The 18055-nt window shown below is 70.2% G+C and carries 15 protein-coding genes; 5 read left to right on the forward strand and 10 right to left on the reverse strand.

Features of this window, described 5'->3' with window-relative positions; genetic code table 11:
• From DMC18_RS06850 to DMC18_RS06860, 3 genes are all read left to right on the forward strand, one after another.
• Complete coding sequence (locus DMC18_RS06850) at nucleotides 1-876, forward strand: VOC family protein (protein ID WP_110120548.1); 876 nt, start codon at nucleotides 1-3, stop codon at nucleotides 874-876.
• 33 nt (nucleotides 877-909) lie between these two features.
• The gene (locus DMC18_RS06855; protein ID WP_110120549.1) at nucleotides 910-1752 is read left to right on the forward strand and encodes a fumarylacetoacetate hydrolase family protein; all 843 of its coding nucleotides are present in this window, start codon (nucleotides 910-912) and stop codon (nucleotides 1750-1752) included.
• Nucleotides 1753-1875: 123 nt separating this feature from the next.
• On the forward strand, nucleotides 1876-2121 hold the full coding sequence (locus DMC18_RS06860; RefSeq protein WP_110120550.1) for a hypothetical protein: 246 nt from the start codon (nucleotides 1876-1878) through the stop codon (nucleotides 2119-2121).
• Here DMC18_RS06860 and DMC18_RS06865 read toward each other — a convergent pair.
• The 4 genes from DMC18_RS06865 to DMC18_RS06880 all read right to left on the reverse strand — a co-directional run bounded on the left by DMC18_RS06865 (nucleotide 2118) and on the right by DMC18_RS06880 (nucleotide 6929).
• Entirely contained in the window at nucleotides 2118-2543 is a 426-nt protein-coding gene (locus DMC18_RS06865) for a DUF2147 domain-containing protein (RefSeq protein ID WP_233245284.1), read from the reverse strand. The genes DMC18_RS06860 and DMC18_RS06865 overlap by 4 nt on opposite strands.
• A gap of 111 nt (nucleotides 2544-2654) precedes the next feature.
• Nucleotides 2655-3134, reverse strand: coding sequence for a protein activator of alkane oxidation PraB (locus DMC18_RS25605; RefSeq protein ID WP_110120551.1), 480 nt, complete (start codon nucleotides 3132-3134; stop codon nucleotides 2655-2657).
• 132 nt (nucleotides 3135-3266) lie between these two features.
• Nucleotides 3267-3767, reverse strand: coding sequence for a protein activator of alkane oxidation PraB (locus DMC18_RS06875; protein ID WP_110120552.1), 501 nt, complete (start codon nucleotides 3765-3767; stop codon nucleotides 3267-3269).
• Between the two features lie 207 nt (nucleotides 3768-3974).
• The gene (locus tag DMC18_RS06880; protein WP_110120553.1) at nucleotides 3975-6929 is read right to left on the reverse strand and encodes a TonB-dependent receptor; all 2955 of its coding nucleotides are present in this window, start codon (nucleotides 6927-6929) and stop codon (nucleotides 3975-3977) included.
• A gap of 333 nt (nucleotides 6930-7262) precedes the next feature.
• On the opposite strand from DMC18_RS06880, the gene DMC18_RS06885 reads away from it, so the two are divergent.
• Together DMC18_RS06885 and DMC18_RS06890 are read left to right on the forward strand one after the other, a co-directional pair.
• Nucleotides 7263-8939 carry an FAD-binding dehydrogenase gene (locus DMC18_RS06885; protein ID WP_110120554.1) on the forward strand — a complete coding sequence of 559 codons (1677 nt, stop codon included), beginning with the start codon at nucleotides 7263-7265 and terminating at the stop codon, nucleotides 8937-8939.
• Nucleotides 8940-8942: 3 nt separating this feature from the next.
• On the forward strand, nucleotides 8943-9860 hold the full coding sequence (locus tag DMC18_RS06890; RefSeq protein WP_233245285.1) for a bile acid:sodium symporter family protein: 918 nt from the start codon (nucleotides 8943-8945) through the stop codon (nucleotides 9858-9860).
• Between the two features lie 115 nt (nucleotides 9861-9975).
• Here the strand turns inward: DMC18_RS06890 and DMC18_RS06895 are convergent, their stop codons facing one another.
• From DMC18_RS06895 to DMC18_RS06920, 6 genes are all read right to left on the reverse strand, one after another.
• Nucleotides 9976-11712, reverse strand: a complete 1737-nt coding sequence (locus tag DMC18_RS06895; protein WP_110132795.1) for an AMP-binding protein — start codon at nucleotides 11710-11712, stop codon at nucleotides 9976-9978.
• Nucleotides 11709-12995 carry an acetyl-CoA C-acetyltransferase gene (locus tag DMC18_RS06900; protein WP_110120556.1) on the reverse strand — a complete coding sequence of 429 codons (1287 nt, stop codon included), beginning with the start codon at nucleotides 12993-12995 and terminating at the stop codon, nucleotides 11709-11711. The genes DMC18_RS06895 and DMC18_RS06900 overlap by 4 nt, the downstream gene beginning before the upstream one ends.
• Nucleotides 12989-13852, reverse strand: a complete 864-nt coding sequence (locus DMC18_RS06905) for a MaoC/PaaZ C-terminal domain-containing protein (protein ID WP_110120557.1) — start codon at nucleotides 13850-13852, stop codon at nucleotides 12989-12991. Before DMC18_RS06905 ends, DMC18_RS06900 begins: the two co-directional genes overlap by 7 nt.
• Nucleotides 13853-13856: 4 nt before the next feature.
• The gene (locus DMC18_RS06910; protein ID WP_110120558.1) at nucleotides 13857-15188 is read right to left on the reverse strand and encodes a 3-oxoacyl-ACP reductase; all 1332 of its coding nucleotides are present in this window, start codon (nucleotides 15186-15188) and stop codon (nucleotides 13857-13859) included.
• A complete protein-coding gene (locus DMC18_RS06915) occupies nucleotides 15188-17683 on the reverse strand; it encodes an acyl-CoA dehydrogenase (protein ID WP_110120559.1) in 2496 nt (831 codons plus the stop codon). The genes DMC18_RS06910 and DMC18_RS06915 overlap by 1 nt, the downstream gene beginning before the upstream one ends.
• Before the next feature lie 118 nt (nucleotides 17684-17801).
• Nucleotides 17802-18055: DUF2147 domain-containing protein (locus tag DMC18_RS06920; RefSeq protein ID WP_146217996.1), on the reverse strand; the 254-nt coding region annotated here is incomplete at its 5' end.

Consider the following 18055-nt stretch of genomic DNA (forward strand, 5'->3'; position numbering starts at 1 on the left):
ATGCGCCTTCGCAGCATCGAACTGAACCTGCCCGACACCGCCGCGGCCGTCGATTTCCTGACCGGGACCTGGGGCCTGGCCGACGCCGGGACCGCAGGCGAGACCCGCTATCTGCGCGGTTCGGGGCCGTTCCCCTATCTCGTGGCCATGACCGAGACGGCCGGCCCGTCGGTGCGCTGCACCACCTTTGTCGGCGAGGAGGCGGAGGTCGAGGCGATCGCCGCCAAGGCCCGCGCCGCCGGCGCCCCGGTGGTCGAGACCATGTCCGAGGATCTCGGCGGCGGCCGGGGCGTCCTGGTCCAGCTGCCCGAGGGCGAGGTGTTCCGCTTCCTGCACGGCGCGGCCCTGGCAGAGCCGATCGAGGGCCGCGACCTGCCGGTCAAGCTGACCCACGTGGTCATGAACGCCGCCAACGCCGAGGCCACGGCCGACTTCGCCGAGGCCGCCCTGGGCTTCAAGGTCTCCGACCGCACCAAGGGCATGGTGTTCGTGCGCTGCAACGCCTCGCACCACTCCACCGCCTTCGCCCGCGCCGGCTTCACCTCGCTCAACCACATCGCCTTCGAGATGGCCGACCTGGATGCGGTGATGCGCGGCGTCGGCCGCCTGCGCGACACCGGCGCGGTCCCGGCCTGGGGGCCCGGCCGCCACGGCCCGGGCGACAACGTCTTCGCCTATTTCATCGCCCCGTTCGGCGCGGTCGTGGAGTTCTCGACCGCCGTCGAGATCATCCCCGACGACTACAAGGTCGGCGCGCCCGAGGACTGGACCTGGCCCGAGGGCCGCATCGACCAGTGGGGCCTGTCGGGCAAGGACTTCGCCGGCCTCAACACCGCCGAGCGCACCTTCGGCCACGCGCCGCTGCCGGTCGCCTAGACGCAACGCACCTCAAGAATCGAGACCAAGCTTATGAAACTGATCAGCTTCCTGCGTGACGGCGTCGCCTCCTACGGCGCGATCCAGGGCGACCGCGTCGCCGACTTCGGCGCCATCGCCGGACCGGACGAGCACGACCTCGTCGCCGCCCTGCGCCTGGACGCCATCCCGGCCCTGGCCGCCGAGGCGGCCTTCGACGTGCCGGTCTCCGAGATCCAGCTGCTGCCGGTCGTCACCACCCCGGGCAAGATCTTCTGTGTCGGCCACAACTACGAGACCCATCGCCAGGAGACCGGCCGGGCCAAGGTCGGCCACCCGTCGATCTTCACCCGCTTCGCCGACACCCTGACCCCGCACGGCGGTCCGATCGTGCGGCCCAAGAGCTCGACCAGCCTCGACTACGAGGGCGAACTGGCCATCGTCATCGGCAAGGGCGGTCGCCACATCAGCGAGGCCGACGCCATGAGCCACGTGGCCGGTTTCGCCTGCGCCAACGACGCCTCGGTGCGCGACTGGCAATGGCACACCCAGCAGTTCACGCCCGGGAAGAACTTCCCCGGCACCGGGGGCCTTGGCCCCTGGCTGGTCACGCCCGACGAGATCGACGACCTGAACGCCGTCACCGTCACCACCCGCCTGAACGGCCAGCAGGTGCAGCACGCCAGCCTCGCCGACCTGATCTTCCCGCTGCCGACCATCATCGCCTATCTGTCGGGCTTCACCCCGCTGTCGCCGGGCGACCTGATCCTGACCGGCACGCCGGGCGGCGTCGGCGCCAAGCGCGAACCGCCGCTCTGGATGAAGGCCGGCGACGTCGTCGAGGTCGAGATCACGGGCGTCGGCCTGCTGTCGAACACGGTCGTGGACGAAGCCTGATCGGGAAGCTTGAGCATGAGGCTGCGGCCTTAAGCCGCTGTTCAGGTGCGATTAATCACGCGCCGTTCATCGTGGATGCAAACGCCGGGGATCCGTCCCCGGCCCCTTCCATGAGTGCCCGCCATGCTTGCCCGCAAGAAACCCCAGAAGACCCCCTTCCCCGTGGCGGACGGCGACACCGTCGAGGTCGTGCTCCGCTGCGGCTACCGGACCCGCGCCTCGGTGCTGTGCTCGCGCGGCGGCATGGTCGAGCTGGCCTATCGCAAGGCTGACGACCGCTTCGGCCACGCCTTCGTCGATGCGGGCACCCTGCAGCCCGGCCTGTCGGTCAGCTGGGCTTTCCTCGCCGGCGTGCGCGCCCAGCCCTAGGCCACCCGCGTCCAGACCTGCGTCTTGCACAGGAAGTTGCCGAGCACGCAGCCGCGCGCCTTCAGCTTGCCGGCGTCGAGCACCAGCACCCGGCCCGAGAAGGTCATGTTGACGTCGGGCGCGAACACCTTGCCGCGCCACTCGCCCTTGTCGCCGCGGGAGAAGTCGCTGAGCAGCTGCCGGCCCACCAGTTCGCCGCCCGACCCCTTGCGCGCGTCCGTCCGCGCCTCGTCATTGGCCCAGATCACATAGCCGCAGACCTCGCCGCCGCACGGCTTGATCTCGACATGGACGCTGTCCTTGGGATTGCGCCAGACGCCGAAGATGTCGGGACCCGGCGCCTGAACCTGGGCCTGGGCCAAGCTCGCCGACGACAGCATCAGCATCGCCAGGGCGGCGAGGCCCGACTTGAAGAACGACACCGGCGACCTCCCCGATCACGGCGGCCGCCCCGGCCGCATCTCAGTCGGCGGACGGTCGGCCGGATGGCGGGCGGCGTCAAGCGCCCGCCTGTCGTCGGCTGATCGGGCCGTCTATTGGATGGCGACGTTCGGCGTGCTGCTCAGCGCGCCGCTGACCTGGCATGCCGGCGCGCCCGGAATGACCGTGGCGTTGAAGATGATCGTGCCGGGGTTGGCCCAACTGGCCGTGACTACGCCCGAGCATTCGCTCAGACCGCCCGTCAGCGCCATCGGCGAGAGGCTGACCTGGGCCGTGGTCAGCGGCGTCAGCGTCCAGGGAAAGCTCGCGGGGATGGCCAGCCATCCGCATTGCCAACTGCCTGGCGCCATGGAGCCGCCCGTGATGGTCACGCTGCCGCCGCCCGGGTTCACCACGCCGGTCAGGATGGTCGAGCAGCTCATGGGCGTGGGGCCGAGGGTCAGCGTACCAGCGAAGGTGACCGGAACGGTCGTGGAGGAACTGTTGGGCGTGAAGGTCGCGGCCGAGGCGGCGGATGCGAGGCCGGCGACCGCGAGGCTGGCGGCGACCGCCAGGGAAACGCTCTTCGACATGACGTCTTCTCCCCAATGACCTGTCGCGGGAGCGGAGCCGCCGCTCCCTGAAAGCAAGAAACGCCGGGAACCCGAAGGCTCCCGGCGAGTCGAGGGGTGGATCGAAATCCAACCGATCTCCGGAGCCTGGGCTTAGGAGATCGACAGCGGGGTCGAGCTGCTGGCCGTCAGCGTGCCGACCAGCGTGCAGACGCTGGGGCTGCCGCCGATCTGGTTGTTGGGGGCGGCCTTGAAGGTCGCGCTGCCCGGCGTGGCGTTGTTCCAGTCCAGGCTGACGGTGCCCGAGCAGCTGCCCGCGATCGAGCTGGCCGCGATACCCGACACGGTGATCTGGGTGGTCGAGTTCGGGGTCACGGTCCAGGGGAAGCCCGACGGAACCACCAGCCAGCCGCACTGCCAGCTGCCCGGGGCGAACGAACCGCCGGTGATGGTGGCGGCGGTGCCGGCCGCGTTCACCGTGCCCGTCAGGGTGACGGCGCAGTTGACGGTGGTCGTCTGGCTCAGGGTCAGGGTGCCGGTGAGCGTGAAGCTGCCGCCGGCCGGGGCGATGGTCGCGGCCGAGGCGGAGCTGGCGCCGGCCAGGCCGGCGAAGCCGAGGGCGGCGGCGGCAAGAACAGAAGCGGTCTTCAACATGACGTCTTCCTCCGATGTTTTTTATTGCAACCGCGCATTGGGGCGGCGGGGTGATGCAACTGCGAAATGCAGAGGGAGTCAAACAAAATAATACAGTATTTTCAACGACTTATAGACGAGTCGCGCCAGCGCCCGGCGTTCCTTCGTGGAACGTCGGGGGCGAAAAAATCGCCGCCCCGGGAAGGGGCGGCGAGTCACCGAGAGGGCCTAGAAGCGCTTGGACACGCTGACCGCGATGAGACGGGGATCGAGGGTGAAGACATTGGCCGTCAGGCCGGTGTCGTCGCTGTTGGTGAAGCTGTCGGTGATGGGGGTCTTGTCGAACAGGTTCTTGACGTAGGCCTGGAAGACGAGCCCGTCGGAGGGCTTCTCCAGCGTCACCGAGACGTTGACGTTGTCCCACGACTTCAGCCGGTCGTATTCGGTGTTGTAGACGCGGGCGTAGCTGCTGCCCTGGTAGTAGTAGTCGCCGCGAAGCGTCAGGGCCCAGTCGTCCTTGTGGAAGGTGTACTGGGCGCCGATGTTGGCGGTCCAGTTCGGGGCGTTGGGCAGTTCGTTGCCGCTGAGGTCGGCCTCGAAGCCGCGACCGCCGTTGGGGGCCTCGGTCAGCGGATCGTAGGTGAAGCCGTAGAGCCGCCAGAACGGCAGGGTCGAGGTGAAGTTCGGGTTGAACGTCCCCGTCCGCAGCGAGCCGCCGCACAGGGCCTGCAGGGCCAGGGTCGTCAGCTCCACCGGGAACGGCCGGGACAGGACGGTCTCGACGTACTTGGTCGGCGCCACGCAGTTGGACGGCACCTGCAGCCACGGCCGCAGCACCATCCAGTCGGCGTTGCCCTGGGTGCGGTTCATGACGTCGATGGAGCCCTCGCCGTCGGCGATCCGCGTGTTCAGGTAGCCGAGGTTGGCGTCCAGCCGGAAGTCGCGGGTGGGCCGGAACACCGTCTCCAGCTCCACGCCCCAGGTGCGGGCGTCGAAATTCTCGTTCAGCGAGATGCGGTCGACGATCTGCGAGACCTGGTAGTCCTTGTAGTCGTAGTAGAAGGCCGTCGCGTTGAAGCGGACCATGCCGTGGGCCAGGGTGTTCTTGGTCCCGATCTCGAAGGCGTTGACGTATTCGGGATCGAAGGTCTCGGCCAGCGGCTGGTACTGGATCACCGTCGGGTTGATGTCGACCCGCGGCGGGTTGGCGCCGCCGCCCTTGTAGCCGCGCGAATAGGACGCGTAGATCAGGGTGTCGTCGGTGAAGCTGAAGTCCGGCTTCCAGTCGACCACCAGCCGGCCGGTGAGAGCGTCCCACTGCTGGTCGATGTCCGGCAGCGCCGGATAGCCGCGGCTGACATAGCCGCCCGACGACGTGCCCGGCGTGCCCCGGTCGGCGCCCAGCAGCAGCTGGCTGGGATAGGGCGTGCTGACCTTGCGGTCGTCGGTGTAGCGCAGGCCCGCGGTCAGCCGCCAAGTGGGCGAGAGGTCGTAATAGGCCTCGCCGAAGATGCCCCAAGAACGGGTGTGGATGGCGTTCTTGCTGCGGAAGTAGTTGTGACCGTCGCCCGCCAGGTTATCCAGCGACGAATAGTCGACATAGACGCATTCCTTGGCCGTGGTCGGCGTGCAGGGCGCGGTCTGGCGGCCCTGGTTGCTCGGCAGGGTGACGTCGACGTTGTAGTAGTACTCGGCCAGGAACGTGAAGACGTTGTTGAACACGAAGTAGTCGTCGGCCGACTTGAAGTCGATGTAGTTGGCCCCGAGGCTGAAGTTGAACGGCCCGTCGAAGGACGACTGCAGGCGCAGTTCCTGGGTCCACTGGCGGTTGTCGGAGCGGCTGAGGTCGGCCGAGACCATCCGGTTCGACGTGCCCAGCTGCGGGTCGGTGTAGTAGCCGCCCGACAGGAACGACTTGCCCACGATCGGCTGGCCCAGCACGTCCCGCAGCCCGTCGGTGCTGCTGAAGATCGGGTTGGAGACGAAGCGGTTGTAGTCCTGGGTCGAGTAGTAGTCGTCCTTGGCGTAGGCCGTCTGCGAGATCAGCTTCAGCTTGTCGGTCAGGTCGAACTCGATGTTGAACTGGAAGACGTCGTTCTTCACGCGGAAGACCGGGTCGTAGCTGGTTGCGATCTCGCGCAGGTCCTTCGACTGGGTCAGGCCGGCATAGGGATCGGTGCCCAGCGGCACGGCGAACACCGTCTGGTTGGCCGCGTTCTGGCCCAGCGACACCGAGGCCAGGAAGATGTGCGCGAAGGCGCCGCCGTTGGGCACGCCATAGGCCGCGTCATTGTACAGCGAGCCCGGCAGGCAGCCCTGGCTCAGGCGGTTGCGGATCAGCGCCGAGGTGATCGTCACGGCGCCCACCGTGGTCGGGCCCGGATCGGTGGTGCAGAGCTGCTTGCCCGTCCGCGAGCGGTTGTCGTCTTCCTCGAAGTGCTCCCAGATCGCGTTGGTGCGCAGGCGGCTGGTCGGCTCCCAGGCCGCCGACAGGCGGGTGGACCACAGGTCGCGGTCGTTCACCTTGGTGTCGTTGAAGCTGTTGTAGTCGAAGCCGTCGCGCTTGGTGGCCGAGCCGGCCAGGCGCAGGGCGAAGGTCTCGCCGATCGGCACGTTGATCAGGGCCTGCATCCGCCGGCTGTCGTAGTTGCCGACCTCGCCCTTGATGAAGCCTTCGAATTCCCGGCCCGGCAGGTTCGGGATCATGTTGACGACGCCGCCCGTGGCGTTGCGGCCGTAGAGCGTGCCCTGCGGTCCGCGCAGCACCTCGACCCGCGCCACGTCCAGGTATTCCTGCTCGAACAGCCGGTTGCGGATCAGCGGCGTGGAGTTGAAGCTGACGGCCACGGCGGGATCGCTGCTGGCCGAGATCGCCTTGGTCCCGACCCCGCGGATCGAGAAGTTGTACATGCTGAAGTTCGCCTTCGAGAACGAGACGTTCGGCACGGCGCGCATCAGTTCGGAGCCGCCCTCGATCTTGCGTTCGTTGAGCGCTTCCGAAGACAGGGCCGTTACGGCGATCGGCACCTGCTGGATGGACTCCTCGCGCTTCTGCGCGGTGACGACGATGTCCTCTACTTGGGTCGTGGCGTCCTGCGCCAAAGCCGGCCCCGCCGCCACGGCGAGCGCCATGGCGGATGCGGTGACGGCCAGACGCGCGCGCACGCAGGCTTTTGCAGCCATGCCCTATCCTCCCCTGCCCCGGCCAGCTCTGCGTCTGGCCCGGTGAACGTTTCCCCCGCCCCTCATCAATCTCCGCGCGGCATGGCGGCTCCGCCCCACGGTTGGGTTGTACGATCTACCTATTCACTAGCATGTCAATACATTACTTACATCGATGTTCAGTTACGCTACGGCAGTCTGCCGGCGCGCCTTCTGGGGCAAGGCGGCGCGTGTCGAAGATCGCTTTTCAAGGCCCTCCGGAGCCGGACGATCGGGCCTGTTCCTGACCTCGAATTAATATTTACATCGCTGTAAAAACAGCCAAGGTTCAGCGCCGATCGGGAGGGCGAAAACATGGATGCCGACGTCATCGTCGTGGGGGGCGGACTGGCCGGGCTGGTGGCCGCCGACGAACTCGTCCGGGCCGGCAAGCGGGTCGCCCTGCTCGACCAGGAGAACCCCGCCAACCTGGGCGGCCAGGCCTTCTGGTCGTTCGGCGGGCTGTTCCTGGTGAACTCGCCCGAGCAGCGCCGCATGGGCATCCGCGACAGCCTGGAGCTGGCCTGGCGCGACTGGACCGGCAGCGCCGGCTGGGACCGCCTGGACGGTCCCCTGCCGCAGGACGAATGGGCGATCCGCTGGGGTCGGGCCTATGTCGAGTTCGCCGCCGGCGAGAAGCGCCACTGGCTGCGCCGCCACGGCATCAGCCTGACGCCGATGGTCGGCTGGGCCGAGCGCGGAGCCGGCCAGGCCAGGGGTCACGGCAACTCCGTGCCCCGCTTCCATGTCGCCTGGGGCACCGGCACCGGCGTCTCCGAACCCTTCGCCGACAGCGCCCGGCAGGCGGCGTCCGACGGCAAGCTGACATTCCATCACCGCCACCGGGTCGATCACCTGGTCGTCGAGGGCGGCCGGGTCACGGGCGTCTCCGGCGCGGTGCTGGCGCCCGACGACGCCCCGCGCGGCGCGCCGTCCAACCGCGAAGTCGTGGGCGACTTCACGCTGAAGGCCCAGGCCGTGGTGCTGGCCACTGGCGGCATCGGCGGCAATCACGACCTTGTCCGCCGCTACTGGCCCGAGCGCCTGGGAACGGCGCCGGCCAGCATGATCACCGGCGTGCCGGCCTATGTGGACGGCCGCATGCTCGACATCGCCGGCGACGCAGGGGCCCGCCTCGTGAACCGCGACCGCATGTGGCACTACGTGGAAGGCGTGCGGAACTGGGCGCCGATCTGGCCCAGCCACGCCATCCGCATCCTGCCCGGCCCCTCGTCGATGTGGTTCGACGCCCTGGGCCGGCGCCTGCCCTTCCCCGCCCTGCCCGGCTACGACACCGTCGCCACCCTGCGCCACCTGCGCACGACGCCCGACCTGGCGCAGCACGACCACAGCTGGTTCATCGTCACCCAGAAGATCCTCGAGAAGGAGTTCGCCCTCTCCGGCTCCGAGCAGAACGGCGACATCACCAACCGCCGGCGTCTGAGCTTGCTCAAGTCGCGCCTGGGCAAGGGCGCGCCGCCCGAGGTCGACGCCTTCAAGCGCAACGGCGCCGACTTCGTGGTCGCCGAGCGGCTGGAGGATCTGGTCGCCAAGATGAATGGCCTGACCCAGACGCCGCTGCTCGACGCCGCCCTGGTCCGCCGCCAGATCGAGGACCGCGACGCCCAGATCGCCAATCCCTTCGCCAAGGACCTGCAGGTGATGGGCATCCACAACAGCCGCAGGTCGCTGGGCGATCGCCTGGCCCGCACGGCCGCGCCGCACCGGATCCTCGATCCCGCCGCCGGGCCGCTGATCGGGGTCAAGCTGCACGTCCTGACCCGCAAGTCGCTGGGCGGCCTGCAGACCGACCTTTCCAGCCGCGTGCTCACCCCCGACGGCCAGGTGCTGGAGGGGCTCTACGCGGCCGGCGAGGCGGCGGGCTTCGGCGGCGGGGGGCTGCACGGCTACAACGCCCTGGAGGGCACCTTCCTCGGCGGCTGCATCTTCTCGGGACGGGCCGCGGGCCTGGCCCTGGCCGGCGCGGTCTGAGCCGTGGAGGGCCTGGCCTCGCCGCTGATCACCACCGGCCTGCCGGCAGCGCTGGGGATCATCATGTTCGGCCTGGGCCTTGACCTGACCCCGGCCGACTTCACCCGGGTGGCCCGCCAGCCGCGCGCGGCCCTGGTCGCCCTGGCCTGCCAGGTGCTGATCCTGCCGCTCGTCGCCTTCGCCCTGGCGCTGCTGTTCGACCTGCCGCCGGCCATGGCGGTCGGGCTGATGCTGCTGGCGGCTTCACCGGGCGGGACGGCGGCCAATCTCTACAGTCACCTCTTTCGCGGCGACGTGGCGCTGAACGTCAGCCTGACGGCGATCAATTCGGTGCTGGCCGTCATCACCCTGCCGCTGGTCGTCAACCTGGCCATCGCGGTGTTCGAGCCCGGCGACGCCCGCGTCGGCCTGCGCCTGGACAAGACGGTCGAGGTGTTCCTGGTGGTGCTGGTCCCCGTGGCGCTGGGCATGCTGACCCGCCGCCTGAAACCGCGCTTCGCCCGCGCCATGGACAAGCCGGTGCGCATCGCCTCCAGCCTGTTCCTGGCCGTCTTGGTCATCGGCGCCGTGGCCTCGAACCTGGCCGAGCTGCGCGACGAGATCCTGGCCCTGGCGGGCGTCACCGTCGTCTTCTGCCTGGCCAGCCTGACCCTCGGCTTCGTCGTGCCGCGGCTGCTGCGCGTGCCCCGCGACCAGGCGATCGCCAGCGCCTTCGAGGTCGGCCTGCACAACGCCGCCCTGGCCATCGTCATCGCCCAGTCGGTGCTGCAACGCCCCGAGGTCAGCCTGCCCGCCGCGGTCTACGGCGTCGCCGCCTTCCCGCTGGCGGCGCTGTTCGGGCTGGTGGTGACGCGGGGCGCGGTGCGCGAGGCCCAGCCTTCGACGAGCTCAGCCCCAAACTCGTCGTCATCCCGGCCGTAGCGAAGCGGAGAGCCGGGACCCAGGGGGACTGGGCGCGAGCGCGGCCGCCCCGAGGTCCCGGGTCTGCGGACCGCTTCGCGGTCCTCCGCCCAGGATGACGATCTGAGGGGAAGCCCTACCGCAACTCCCGCCGCAGCACCTTGCCCACCGCCGTCTTCGGCAGCGGCTCGACGCGGAACTCCACGATGCGCGGCACCTTGTAGCCCGTCAGCCGCTCGCGGCACCAGGCGATCACCGCCTCGGCCGTCAGCTCGGCCGAGCGCGCCACGACCACCACCTTGATCCGCTCGCCCTGCACCGGGTCGGGCACGCCGACGGCGGCGACCTCGTCGACCAGGGGGTGGGCGGCGACCACGTCCTCGATCTCGCTGGGATAGACGTTGAAGCCCGAGACCAGGATCATCTCCTTCAGCCGGTCCAGCAGCCGCACGCGGCCGTCGGCCTGCATGACGGCGACGTCGCCGGTCGAGAGCCAGCCGTCGGCCGACAGCACCCGCGCCGTCTCGCCTGGATGGTTCCAGTAGCCCTTCATCACCTGCGGCCCGCGCACGCACAGCTCGCCCGGCTCGTCGACGCCGCCCCAGGAGCCGTCCTCGCGCCGCATGCGCACCTCGGTCGAGGGAACCGGCAGGCCCACCGTGCCGTCGAAGGCCATGGTCTCGGGGCGTTCCAGATCGACATACCCCACGCAGACGATCGGCGAGCATTCGGTCAGGCCGTAGCCCTCGATCACCGGGCAGCCGGTGACCAGCTCCCACTCCTCGGCCACGGCCCGCTGGGTGGCCATGCCGCCGGCGATGGTCAGGCTGAGCTCCGAGAAATCGCGCCCCCGGAAGGCGTCGTTCTTCAGCAGGCTGGCGAACAGGGTGTTCAGCCCCGCCAGCCCCGCGAACCGCTCCTTGCGCAGCACCCACTCCACCCGTTTGGCGTCGCGCGGATTGGCGATCAGGATATTGCGACCGCCCACCCCGACGAACATCAGCAGGTTCGCCGTCAGCGAGAACACATGGTAGAGCGGCAGCATGGTGACGTTGCCCACCGCCTGGTCGGGCGGGATCTGGGTCATGATCCAGGCGCGGCCCTGCAGCACATTGGCCAGGATGTTGCGGTGGGTCAGCATGGCCCCCTTGGCCAACCCCGTCGTGCCGCCGGTATATTGCAGGAAGGCCAGATCCTCGGGGCGCACCTCGACAGGCGACAGCTTCAGCCGCCGCGCCCGCCGCATCATCGCCGGCCAGCGCAGGGCGCCGGGCAGCCGCCACTTCGGGACCAGCTTCTCGACATGACCCATCAGGACGTTGATCGCCGTCCCCTTGGCCAGCCCCATCATGTCGCCCATCGACGTGACGACCACCTGGCGTAGCGCCGTGCCCTCGATCGCCTGCTCCAGGGTGTGGGCGAACATGTCCATGACCACGATGGCGACCGCGCCGCTGTCCTCCAGCTGGTGGCGCAGCTCGCGCGGCGTGTAGAGCGGGTTGACGTTCACCACCACGGCGCCGGCGATCAGCGTGCCGAACAGGGCGATCGGATATTGCAGGCAGTTGGGCATCATCAGCGCCACCCGCTCGCCCTGGCGCACGCCCGCCGCCTGCAGCCAGGCGGCGAAGGCCCGCGCGTCCTTGAGAGCCCGGCCGTAGTCGACTCCCGAGCCCATGCTGACGAAGCCGGTGCGTTGCGCGAAACGCGCCGCGTCGTGCTCGAACAGCTGGCCGACCGACCGCCACAGCGCCAGCTCGTCGTCGATCGTCGCCGGCACGTCGGGACGATAGGCGCGGGTCCAGAAGCGCTCGGCCCACAGCTGTTCGGCGTCGGCCCCGTCGACGCCCTGGATGATCGGCGCGCGGGTCATTTCTCCAGCACCGCCACGACGCCCTGGCCGCCGGCTGCGCAGATCGAGATCAGACCCCGGCCGCTTCCCTTGCGGTCCAGCATGGTCGCCAGATGCGCCAGGATCCGACCGCCGGTGGCGGCGAACGGGTGGCCGGCGGCCAGCGAGCTTCCGTGCACGTTCAGCTTGTCGCGGTCGATGGCCCCCGGCGCGCGCTCCAGCCCCAACCGCGTGCGGGCATAATCGTCGTCCTCCCAGGCTTTCAGCGTGCACAGCACCTGGGCGGCGAAGGCCTCGTGGATCTCGTAATAGTCGAAGTCCTGCAAGGAGAGGCCCAGCTTCCCAAGCATGCGCGGCACGGCGTAGGCCGGGGCCATCAGCAGGCCCTCGTCGCCGCCCACGAAGTCCACCGCCGCCGTCTCGCCGGCTAGCAGGAAGGCCAGGATCGGCAAGCCCCGCGCCCTGGCCCAGTCTTCGCTGGCCAGCAGCACCACCGAGGCGCCGTCGGTCAGGGGTGTGGAATTGGCCGCCGTCAGCGTGCCGTGCTCGCGGTCGAACACCGGCTTCATCGTCGCCAGCTTGGCCGGGTCGATGTCGGGCCGCAGGTTATTGTCGCGCTTCAGCCCCCGGAACGGCGTGACGAGGTCGTCGAACAGGCCGTCGTCATACGCTTTCGCCATTCGCCGGTGGCTGCGGATCGCCAGGGCGTCCTGCTCCTCGCGGGCGACGCCCCACCGCTTGGCCATCAATTCGCAGCTCTCGCCCATGGAGAGGCCCGTGCGCGGCTCGGCGTTGCGCGGCGGCTCGGGGCGGAACGGCGCGGTCAGACCTGCGCCCGCCAGGGCCTTGACCTTGGCCCCCGTCGTCTTCTGGCGATTGGCCGCCAGCAGCGCCTTGCGGAAGTCCTCGTTGAGGGCGATCGGCGCGTCCGAGGTCGTATCGACGCCTCCCGCTATGCCGACGTCGATCTGGCCCAGGGCGATCTTGTTGGCCACCAGGATCGCCGCCTCCAGACCCGTGCCGCAGGCCTGCTGCACGTCGTAGGCGGGGGTGTCGTGACCGATGGTGGTCGAGAGCAAGCTCTCCCGGGTCAGGGCGATGTCGCGCGAATGCTTGAGCACGGCGCCGGCCGCCACCTCGCCCAGGCGCAGGCCGTGCAGGTCGAAGCGGTCGGCCAGACCCTGGAGGGCGGCGGTCAGCATGTCCTGGTTGGAGGCCTCGGCATAGGCGGTGTTGGAACGTGCGAAGGGAATGCGGCGGCCGCCGATCACGGCGACGCGGCGCGGCGCGGGCAAGGTCAGCATGGGGATGGATCCTGTGATTGGGGCGCGCTTCTCAGGCGCCCGCGCAGATGGGTGCGGCCGCCCGAGGCGTCCGTCAGTTCGAAGGCGTCGCCGGGGCCGCTCGACAGGCGGGCCTCGCTTGGCAGCAGCAGCGGCGCGCGGAAGGCCGTATCGACCTCGATCGCCTCGATCGCCTGACCTCGGGTCAGGGCCGCCACGGCCCGGGCCTTGGCCCACATGCCGTGGGCGATCGGCCGTGGAAAGCCGAACAGCCGCGCGCCCAGCGGCGAGGTGTGGATCGGGTTGGCGTCGCCCGACACCTGGGCGTAGCGCCGGCCGATGTCGGCGGGGACCTGCCAGGCCTCGACCGGCGCCCGGGCCTCGCCGGCGTCGAGCAACGGCGCGGGCTCGCCTCGGCCGGGCTTGCCTAGGCGCAGATAGACGCTCGTTCCCTCCCACACCGTGGCCCCGTCGCGCAGCGCCCAGGTCTCCAGCGAGAAGGCCTGGCCCCTGTCGTGGGCCAGCAGCCGGCCGGTGCGGGCGCCGATCGTCAGGGCCTCGCCGATCCGCAAAGGCGCGCGCTGGCGGATGCGGTTGTGGATGTGCACCAGGCCCATGACCGGGAACGGAAACCCCGCCGCCAGCATGATCCGCATCTGCAACGGGAAGGCCAGGATATGGGCGAAGGTCGGCGGCACGCCCGCTTCGAGCCCAAAGCCGCACAGCCCGGCATAGGCCCTGACGGCCTCGGCGCGCACCCAGACCTGATCGGCGTGCAGGCTGACGGACGGCAGGTCGCCGACCGTTGCGCCGCGCAGCAGCCCTCGCGCCGCACCCCAGGCCAGGCCCAGGGGCGACACCGGCTCGGCGTTGGACATGGTTCTAGGCCCCCAGCAGGCTCTGGCCGCAGACGCGGACCACCTGGCCGTTGACGCCGCCGCTGGCCGGGTGGGCCAGCCAGGCGATGGTCTCGGCCACGTCGACCGGGCTGCCGCCCTGCCCCATGCTGTTCATCCGCCGCCCGGCCTCTCTGATCGCGAACGGGATGGCGGCGGTCATGCGGGTCTCGATGAAGCCCGGCGCCACCGCGTTGACGGTGATGCCGTGGTCCAGCCCGTCGCGCGCCATGCGGCCGACTGCGCCGATCCAGCCAGCCTTTGAGAGCGCATAGTTGGTCTGGCCCATGTTGCCGGCCACGCCGCTCAGCGATGAGACCGCCACGATCCGGCCATTGCGGCGCACCGCGCCGGCCTCCAGCAGCACGCGGGTCAGGGCCAGGGGCGCGCCGAGATTGACGGCCATGACGCTGTTCCACTCGCGCTCGTCCATGCGGCCCAGGGTGCGGTCGCGGGTGATGCCGGCGTTGTGCACCACCACGTCGAACCCGCCCCTCGCCCGGGCCGTCTTCAGCAGCACGCCGGCCGCCTCCGGCGCGGTGATGTCCAGCGCCAGCGGATCGACGCCCAGTTCCTGGGCCAGGGCCCGCAGGTCGTCCTGGGCGCTGGGCACGTCCAGAGCCGTGACCTTGGCGCCCTCGGCGACGAACAGCCGGACGATGGCCTCGCCGATGCCGCGCGCGGCGCCGGTGACCAGCACCTGGCGGCCGGCGTGGCCGACGGCGGGGTCGGCAGCCACGGCGGCGGCGCCTACCCGGATCACCTGGCCCGACACATAGGCCGAGCGCGGCGACAGCAGGAACGCCAGGGTGCTCTGCGCCTGATCCTCGCGGCCGGGCGTCACGTAGAGCAGTTGCACGGCGATGCTGCGCCGCGCCTCCTTGGCCAGCGACCGCACGAAGCCCTCCAGCCCGCGCTGGATCGCCTCGCCCTCGGCGGTCTTGGCCGTCTCGGGCGGAATCCCGACCACGACGATGCGGCCGTGCTCGGCCACCGAGCGGATCGCCTGGTGGAAGAACCGGTACAGCCCCTGCGTCGCGGCGACGTCCAGGCAGGCCGAGGCGTCGAACACCAGGCCGCCATAGCGCACGTCCGGCGTCCAGGCGTGGTGGATCTCGACGCCCGAGCCGGCGGCCAGCCGCATCAGCACCGGACCCATGCGGCCATCCGCCGTCGGCGGACCCAGCAGCAGCGGCAGGCTCGGCGGCGCCTCCCCCTCGCCTCGCCGCAGCAGCGGCGCGGGCTTGGGCAGGCCCAGGGCCTCGACCACCCAGCCGCCCAGGCCGCTGCTGGCGAATTCCAGATAGCGGTCGGGCATCAGGCGACCCCTTCCTTCTTGGCGCGCGCCGCGCCCTTGATCCCGTTGCGGCGGGCCAGACCCTCGCCCAGGCCGAAGTCCTGCGGGAAGTCGTCGACCTGGATCGCCTGGTCGGCGAGGTGCGCGAAGCGGCCGACCAGGTCGCGTTCGGCGGCGTCGATCAGGCCCTTGGCCTCCGCCTCGGCCGCCCAGGCGTCCATCAGCGTCAGGTTCTGCGGCGCGCGGGCGATCGTCCCGGCGGCGATGGCGGGCTTGAGGCGACGCTCGATGGCTTCGACCTGCGGATGGAGATCGAAGGCCACCGCCGTGGCGGCGATCGGATCGACCTCGATGCGCGGCGTCCACGACCCGGCCAGCAGGCGATCGCGGGCCGGACCATGGCGCTGGATCAGGCCGGCGACGGCGGAGGCGACATCGTCATTGGGTCCGCGCGTCAGGCCCGAGAGGCCCGCCCCGACAAGGCCCAGCAGCCCGGCGACCACGCGACTGGGATGGTTGGCCAGCAGCGCCGTCCAGGCGACGGCGGCCCGCGACAGGGCGTCCTGCGCTGCCCAGTGGACGAACGGCAGGTCCTCGGCCGGCCGCCCCTCGTCCTCGAAGCGCTTGAGCACGCTCGACAGGATAAACAGCTGCGACAGCAGGTCTCCCAGACGCCCGGTCAGCGCGCCCTTGCGCTTCAGCGCGCCGCCCACCGTCGCCATCGACATGTCCGAGGCCAGGGCCAGCAGGGTCGAGAACCGGGTCGCGGCGCGGTAGTAGCGGGCCAGCTGCGGCGCGGCGCCGGCCGGGGCGGCGATCAGCGCGCCGCCGGTCAGGGCGAAGGCGGCCGATCGAGCCAGATTGCGGAACAGGAAGCCGACGTAGCCGAACAGCGCCGCGTCGAAGCTCTTCAGGTCACGCTCTTGCGTCGTCCGCATCAGGGTCAGGACGTACGGATGGCAGCGGATCGCGCCCTGGCCGTAGATGATCAGGGTGCGGGTCATGATATTGGCCCCCTCGACCGTGATGGCGATGGGGATCTGCTGGTAGGCGCGGGCCAGGAAGTTGCCGGGGCCCATGCACACGCCCTTGCCGCCGACAACGTCCATCGCCTCGTTGACGACGATGCGGGCGCGCTCGGTGACGTGGTATTTGGCGATCGCCGAGACCACCGACGGCTTCTCGCCCTGGTCCAGGGCCGCGGCCGCAAGCTGTCGCACGCTGTCGGCGGCGTAGAGATGGCCGGCCATGCGGGCCAGCGGCTCCTGCACGCCCTCGAAGGCGCCGATCGGCATGTTGAACTGCCGGCGGATCGCCACATAGGCCCCGACCATGCCGACCGCGAGCTTGGACATGCCCACGTTGGACGACGGCAGCGAGATCGCCCGCCCGGCCGCCAGGCACTCCATCAGCATTCGCCAGCCATGGCCGACCTGGGCCTGGCCGCCGATCACCATCTCCATCGGCACGAACACGTCGTCGCCGGTGATCGGACCGTTCTGGAACACTGCGTTCAGCGGCCAGTGGCGGCGGCCGATATTGACCCCCGGATGCTCGCGCGGGATCAGCACGCAGGTGATGCCGGGCTCGGCGCCCAGCCCCAGCAGGCCGTCCGGATCGACGGCCCGGAAGGCCAGGCCGATCACCGTCGCGATGGGGGCCAGGGTGATGTAGCGCTTGCGCCAGCTGATGCGGAAACCCAGGGTCTCGCGGCCCTGCCAGGTCCCGCGGCAGACCACGCCGGTGTCGGTGATCGAGGCGGCGTCCGAGCCGGCATAGGGGTTGGTCAAGGCAAAGCACGGGATCTCGTCGCCGCTCGCCAGCCTGGGCAGGTAGTGGTCCTTCTGCGCCTGCGTGCCGTAGTGCAGCAGCAGTTCGGCCGGACCCAGCGAATTGGGCACCATCACCGACACGGCCGCCGCCGAGCAGCGGGTCGACAGCTTCTGCACCACCTGGCTGTGGGCGTAGGCCGAGAAGCCGAGGCCCCCGTACTGCTTGGGGATGATCATCCCCAGGAACCCCTTGTCGCGGGCGTAGGCCCAGGCGGCCGGCGGCAGGTCCTGCCAGACGGCGGTGCTTTCCCAGTCGTTCGACAGGTCGCACAGGTGCTCGGTCTCGACGTCGACGAAGCGCTGCTCCTCGGGGCTCAGCTTCGGCGCCGGGGTGGCCAGCAGCGTCTTCCAGTCGGGCCGGCCGGCAAAGAGCTCGGCGTCCCACCAGACGTTGCCGGCCTCGACGGCGGCCTGCTCGGTGGGGCTCATCTTCGGCATGATCGCGCCGAAGGCCTTCATGGCCGGCGCCGACAGCACGGCGGCGCGCAGCGGCCTCAGGGCGAACAATGCGGTGAAGACCGCGACAACGGCCGCCGCCGCCAGGGCCTGCGTCGCGCCCACCAGGCCCAGGGCCCATCCCGCCGCGATCCAGGCCGCCAGGGCCGCGCCCCAGGCCAGCGCCCTGGCCTGCACGAAGGCCAGCAGGAACACCACAGGCGCAAGCGCGCCGATCCAGATCAGCATGGTCGCAATCCCCCGTCCGGCGTCCCTTTCGACGCCGGCTTCCTCGAAGCCATCGGATGAAAAGCGGCGGCCTGGGCCGCCCGTTACTGGGCACTCATTGGGCCCGCGCGCCCGATACTCAGCGCGCGCGTTTCCAGGTCTGGGTCCGGCAAAGCAGCGGCGCGATGCAGCCCTTCACCGCCAGGGTGTCGTCGTCGATCAGGGTCAGGGTGCCGGTCGAAGCCCGGTCCCCGGTGTCGGGGTCGTAGAGCGGCCCGCCCTTCCAGGCCTTGGGACCGCCGGTGAAGTTCTCCAGCACCAGCAGGTTCATCACCCGCCGGGTGCGCAGGGCCGGCTTCTTGTTGTGGATGTCGCGCTGGTCGGGATTGGTCC

The sequence above is a fragment of the Caulobacter sp. D5 genome (assembly GCF_003185805.1).
Classification (GTDB): Bacteria; Pseudomonadota; Alphaproteobacteria; order Caulobacterales; family Caulobacteraceae; genus Caulobacter.

Excerpts from the sequence above, each read along its gene's own strand:
- DMC18_RS06850 (WP_110120548.1), top strand. The coding sequence starts at position 1 with ATGCGCCTTCGCAGCATCGAACTGAACCTGCCCGACACCGCCGCGGCC.
- DMC18_RS06855 (WP_110120549.1), top strand. The coding sequence starts at position 910 with ATGAAACTGATCAGCTTCCTGCGTGACGGCGTCGCCTCCTACGGCGCG.
- DMC18_RS06860 (WP_110120550.1), top strand. The coding sequence starts at position 1,876 with ATGCTTGCCCGCAAGAAACCCCAGAAGACCCCCTTCCCCGTGGCGGAC.
- DMC18_RS25605 (WP_110120551.1), bottom strand. The coding sequence starts at position 3,134 with ATGTCGAAGAGCGTTTCCCTGGCGGTCGCCGCCAGCCTCGCGGTCGCC.
- DMC18_RS06875 (WP_110120552.1), bottom strand. The coding sequence starts at position 3,767 with ATGTTGAAGACCGCTTCTGTTCTTGCCGCCGCCGCCCTCGGCTTCGCC.
- DMC18_RS06880 (WP_110120553.1), bottom strand. The coding sequence starts at position 6,929 with ATGGCTGCAAAAGCCTGCGTGCGCGCGCGTCTGGCCGTCACCGCATCC.
- DMC18_RS06885 (WP_110120554.1), top strand. The coding sequence starts at position 7,263 with ATGGATGCCGACGTCATCGTCGTGGGGGGCGGACTGGCCGGGCTGGTG.
- DMC18_RS06895 (WP_110132795.1), bottom strand. The coding sequence starts at position 11,712 with ATGACCCGCGCGCCGATCATCCAGGGCGTCGACGGGGCCGACGCCGAA.
- DMC18_RS06900 (WP_110120556.1), bottom strand. The coding sequence starts at position 12,995 with ATGCTGACCTTGCCCGCGCCGCGCCGCGTCGCCGTGATCGGCGGCCGC.
- DMC18_RS06905 (WP_110120557.1), bottom strand. The coding sequence starts at position 13,852 with ATGTCCAACGCCGAGCCGGTGTCGCCCCTGGGCCTGGCCTGGGGTGCG.
- DMC18_RS06910 (WP_110120558.1), bottom strand. The coding sequence starts at position 15,188 with ATGCCCGACCGCTATCTGGAATTCGCCAGCAGCGGCCTGGGCGGCTGG.
- DMC18_RS06915 (WP_110120559.1), bottom strand. The coding sequence starts at position 17,683 with ATGCTGATCTGGATCGGCGCGCTTGCGCCTGTGGTGTTCCTGCTGGCC.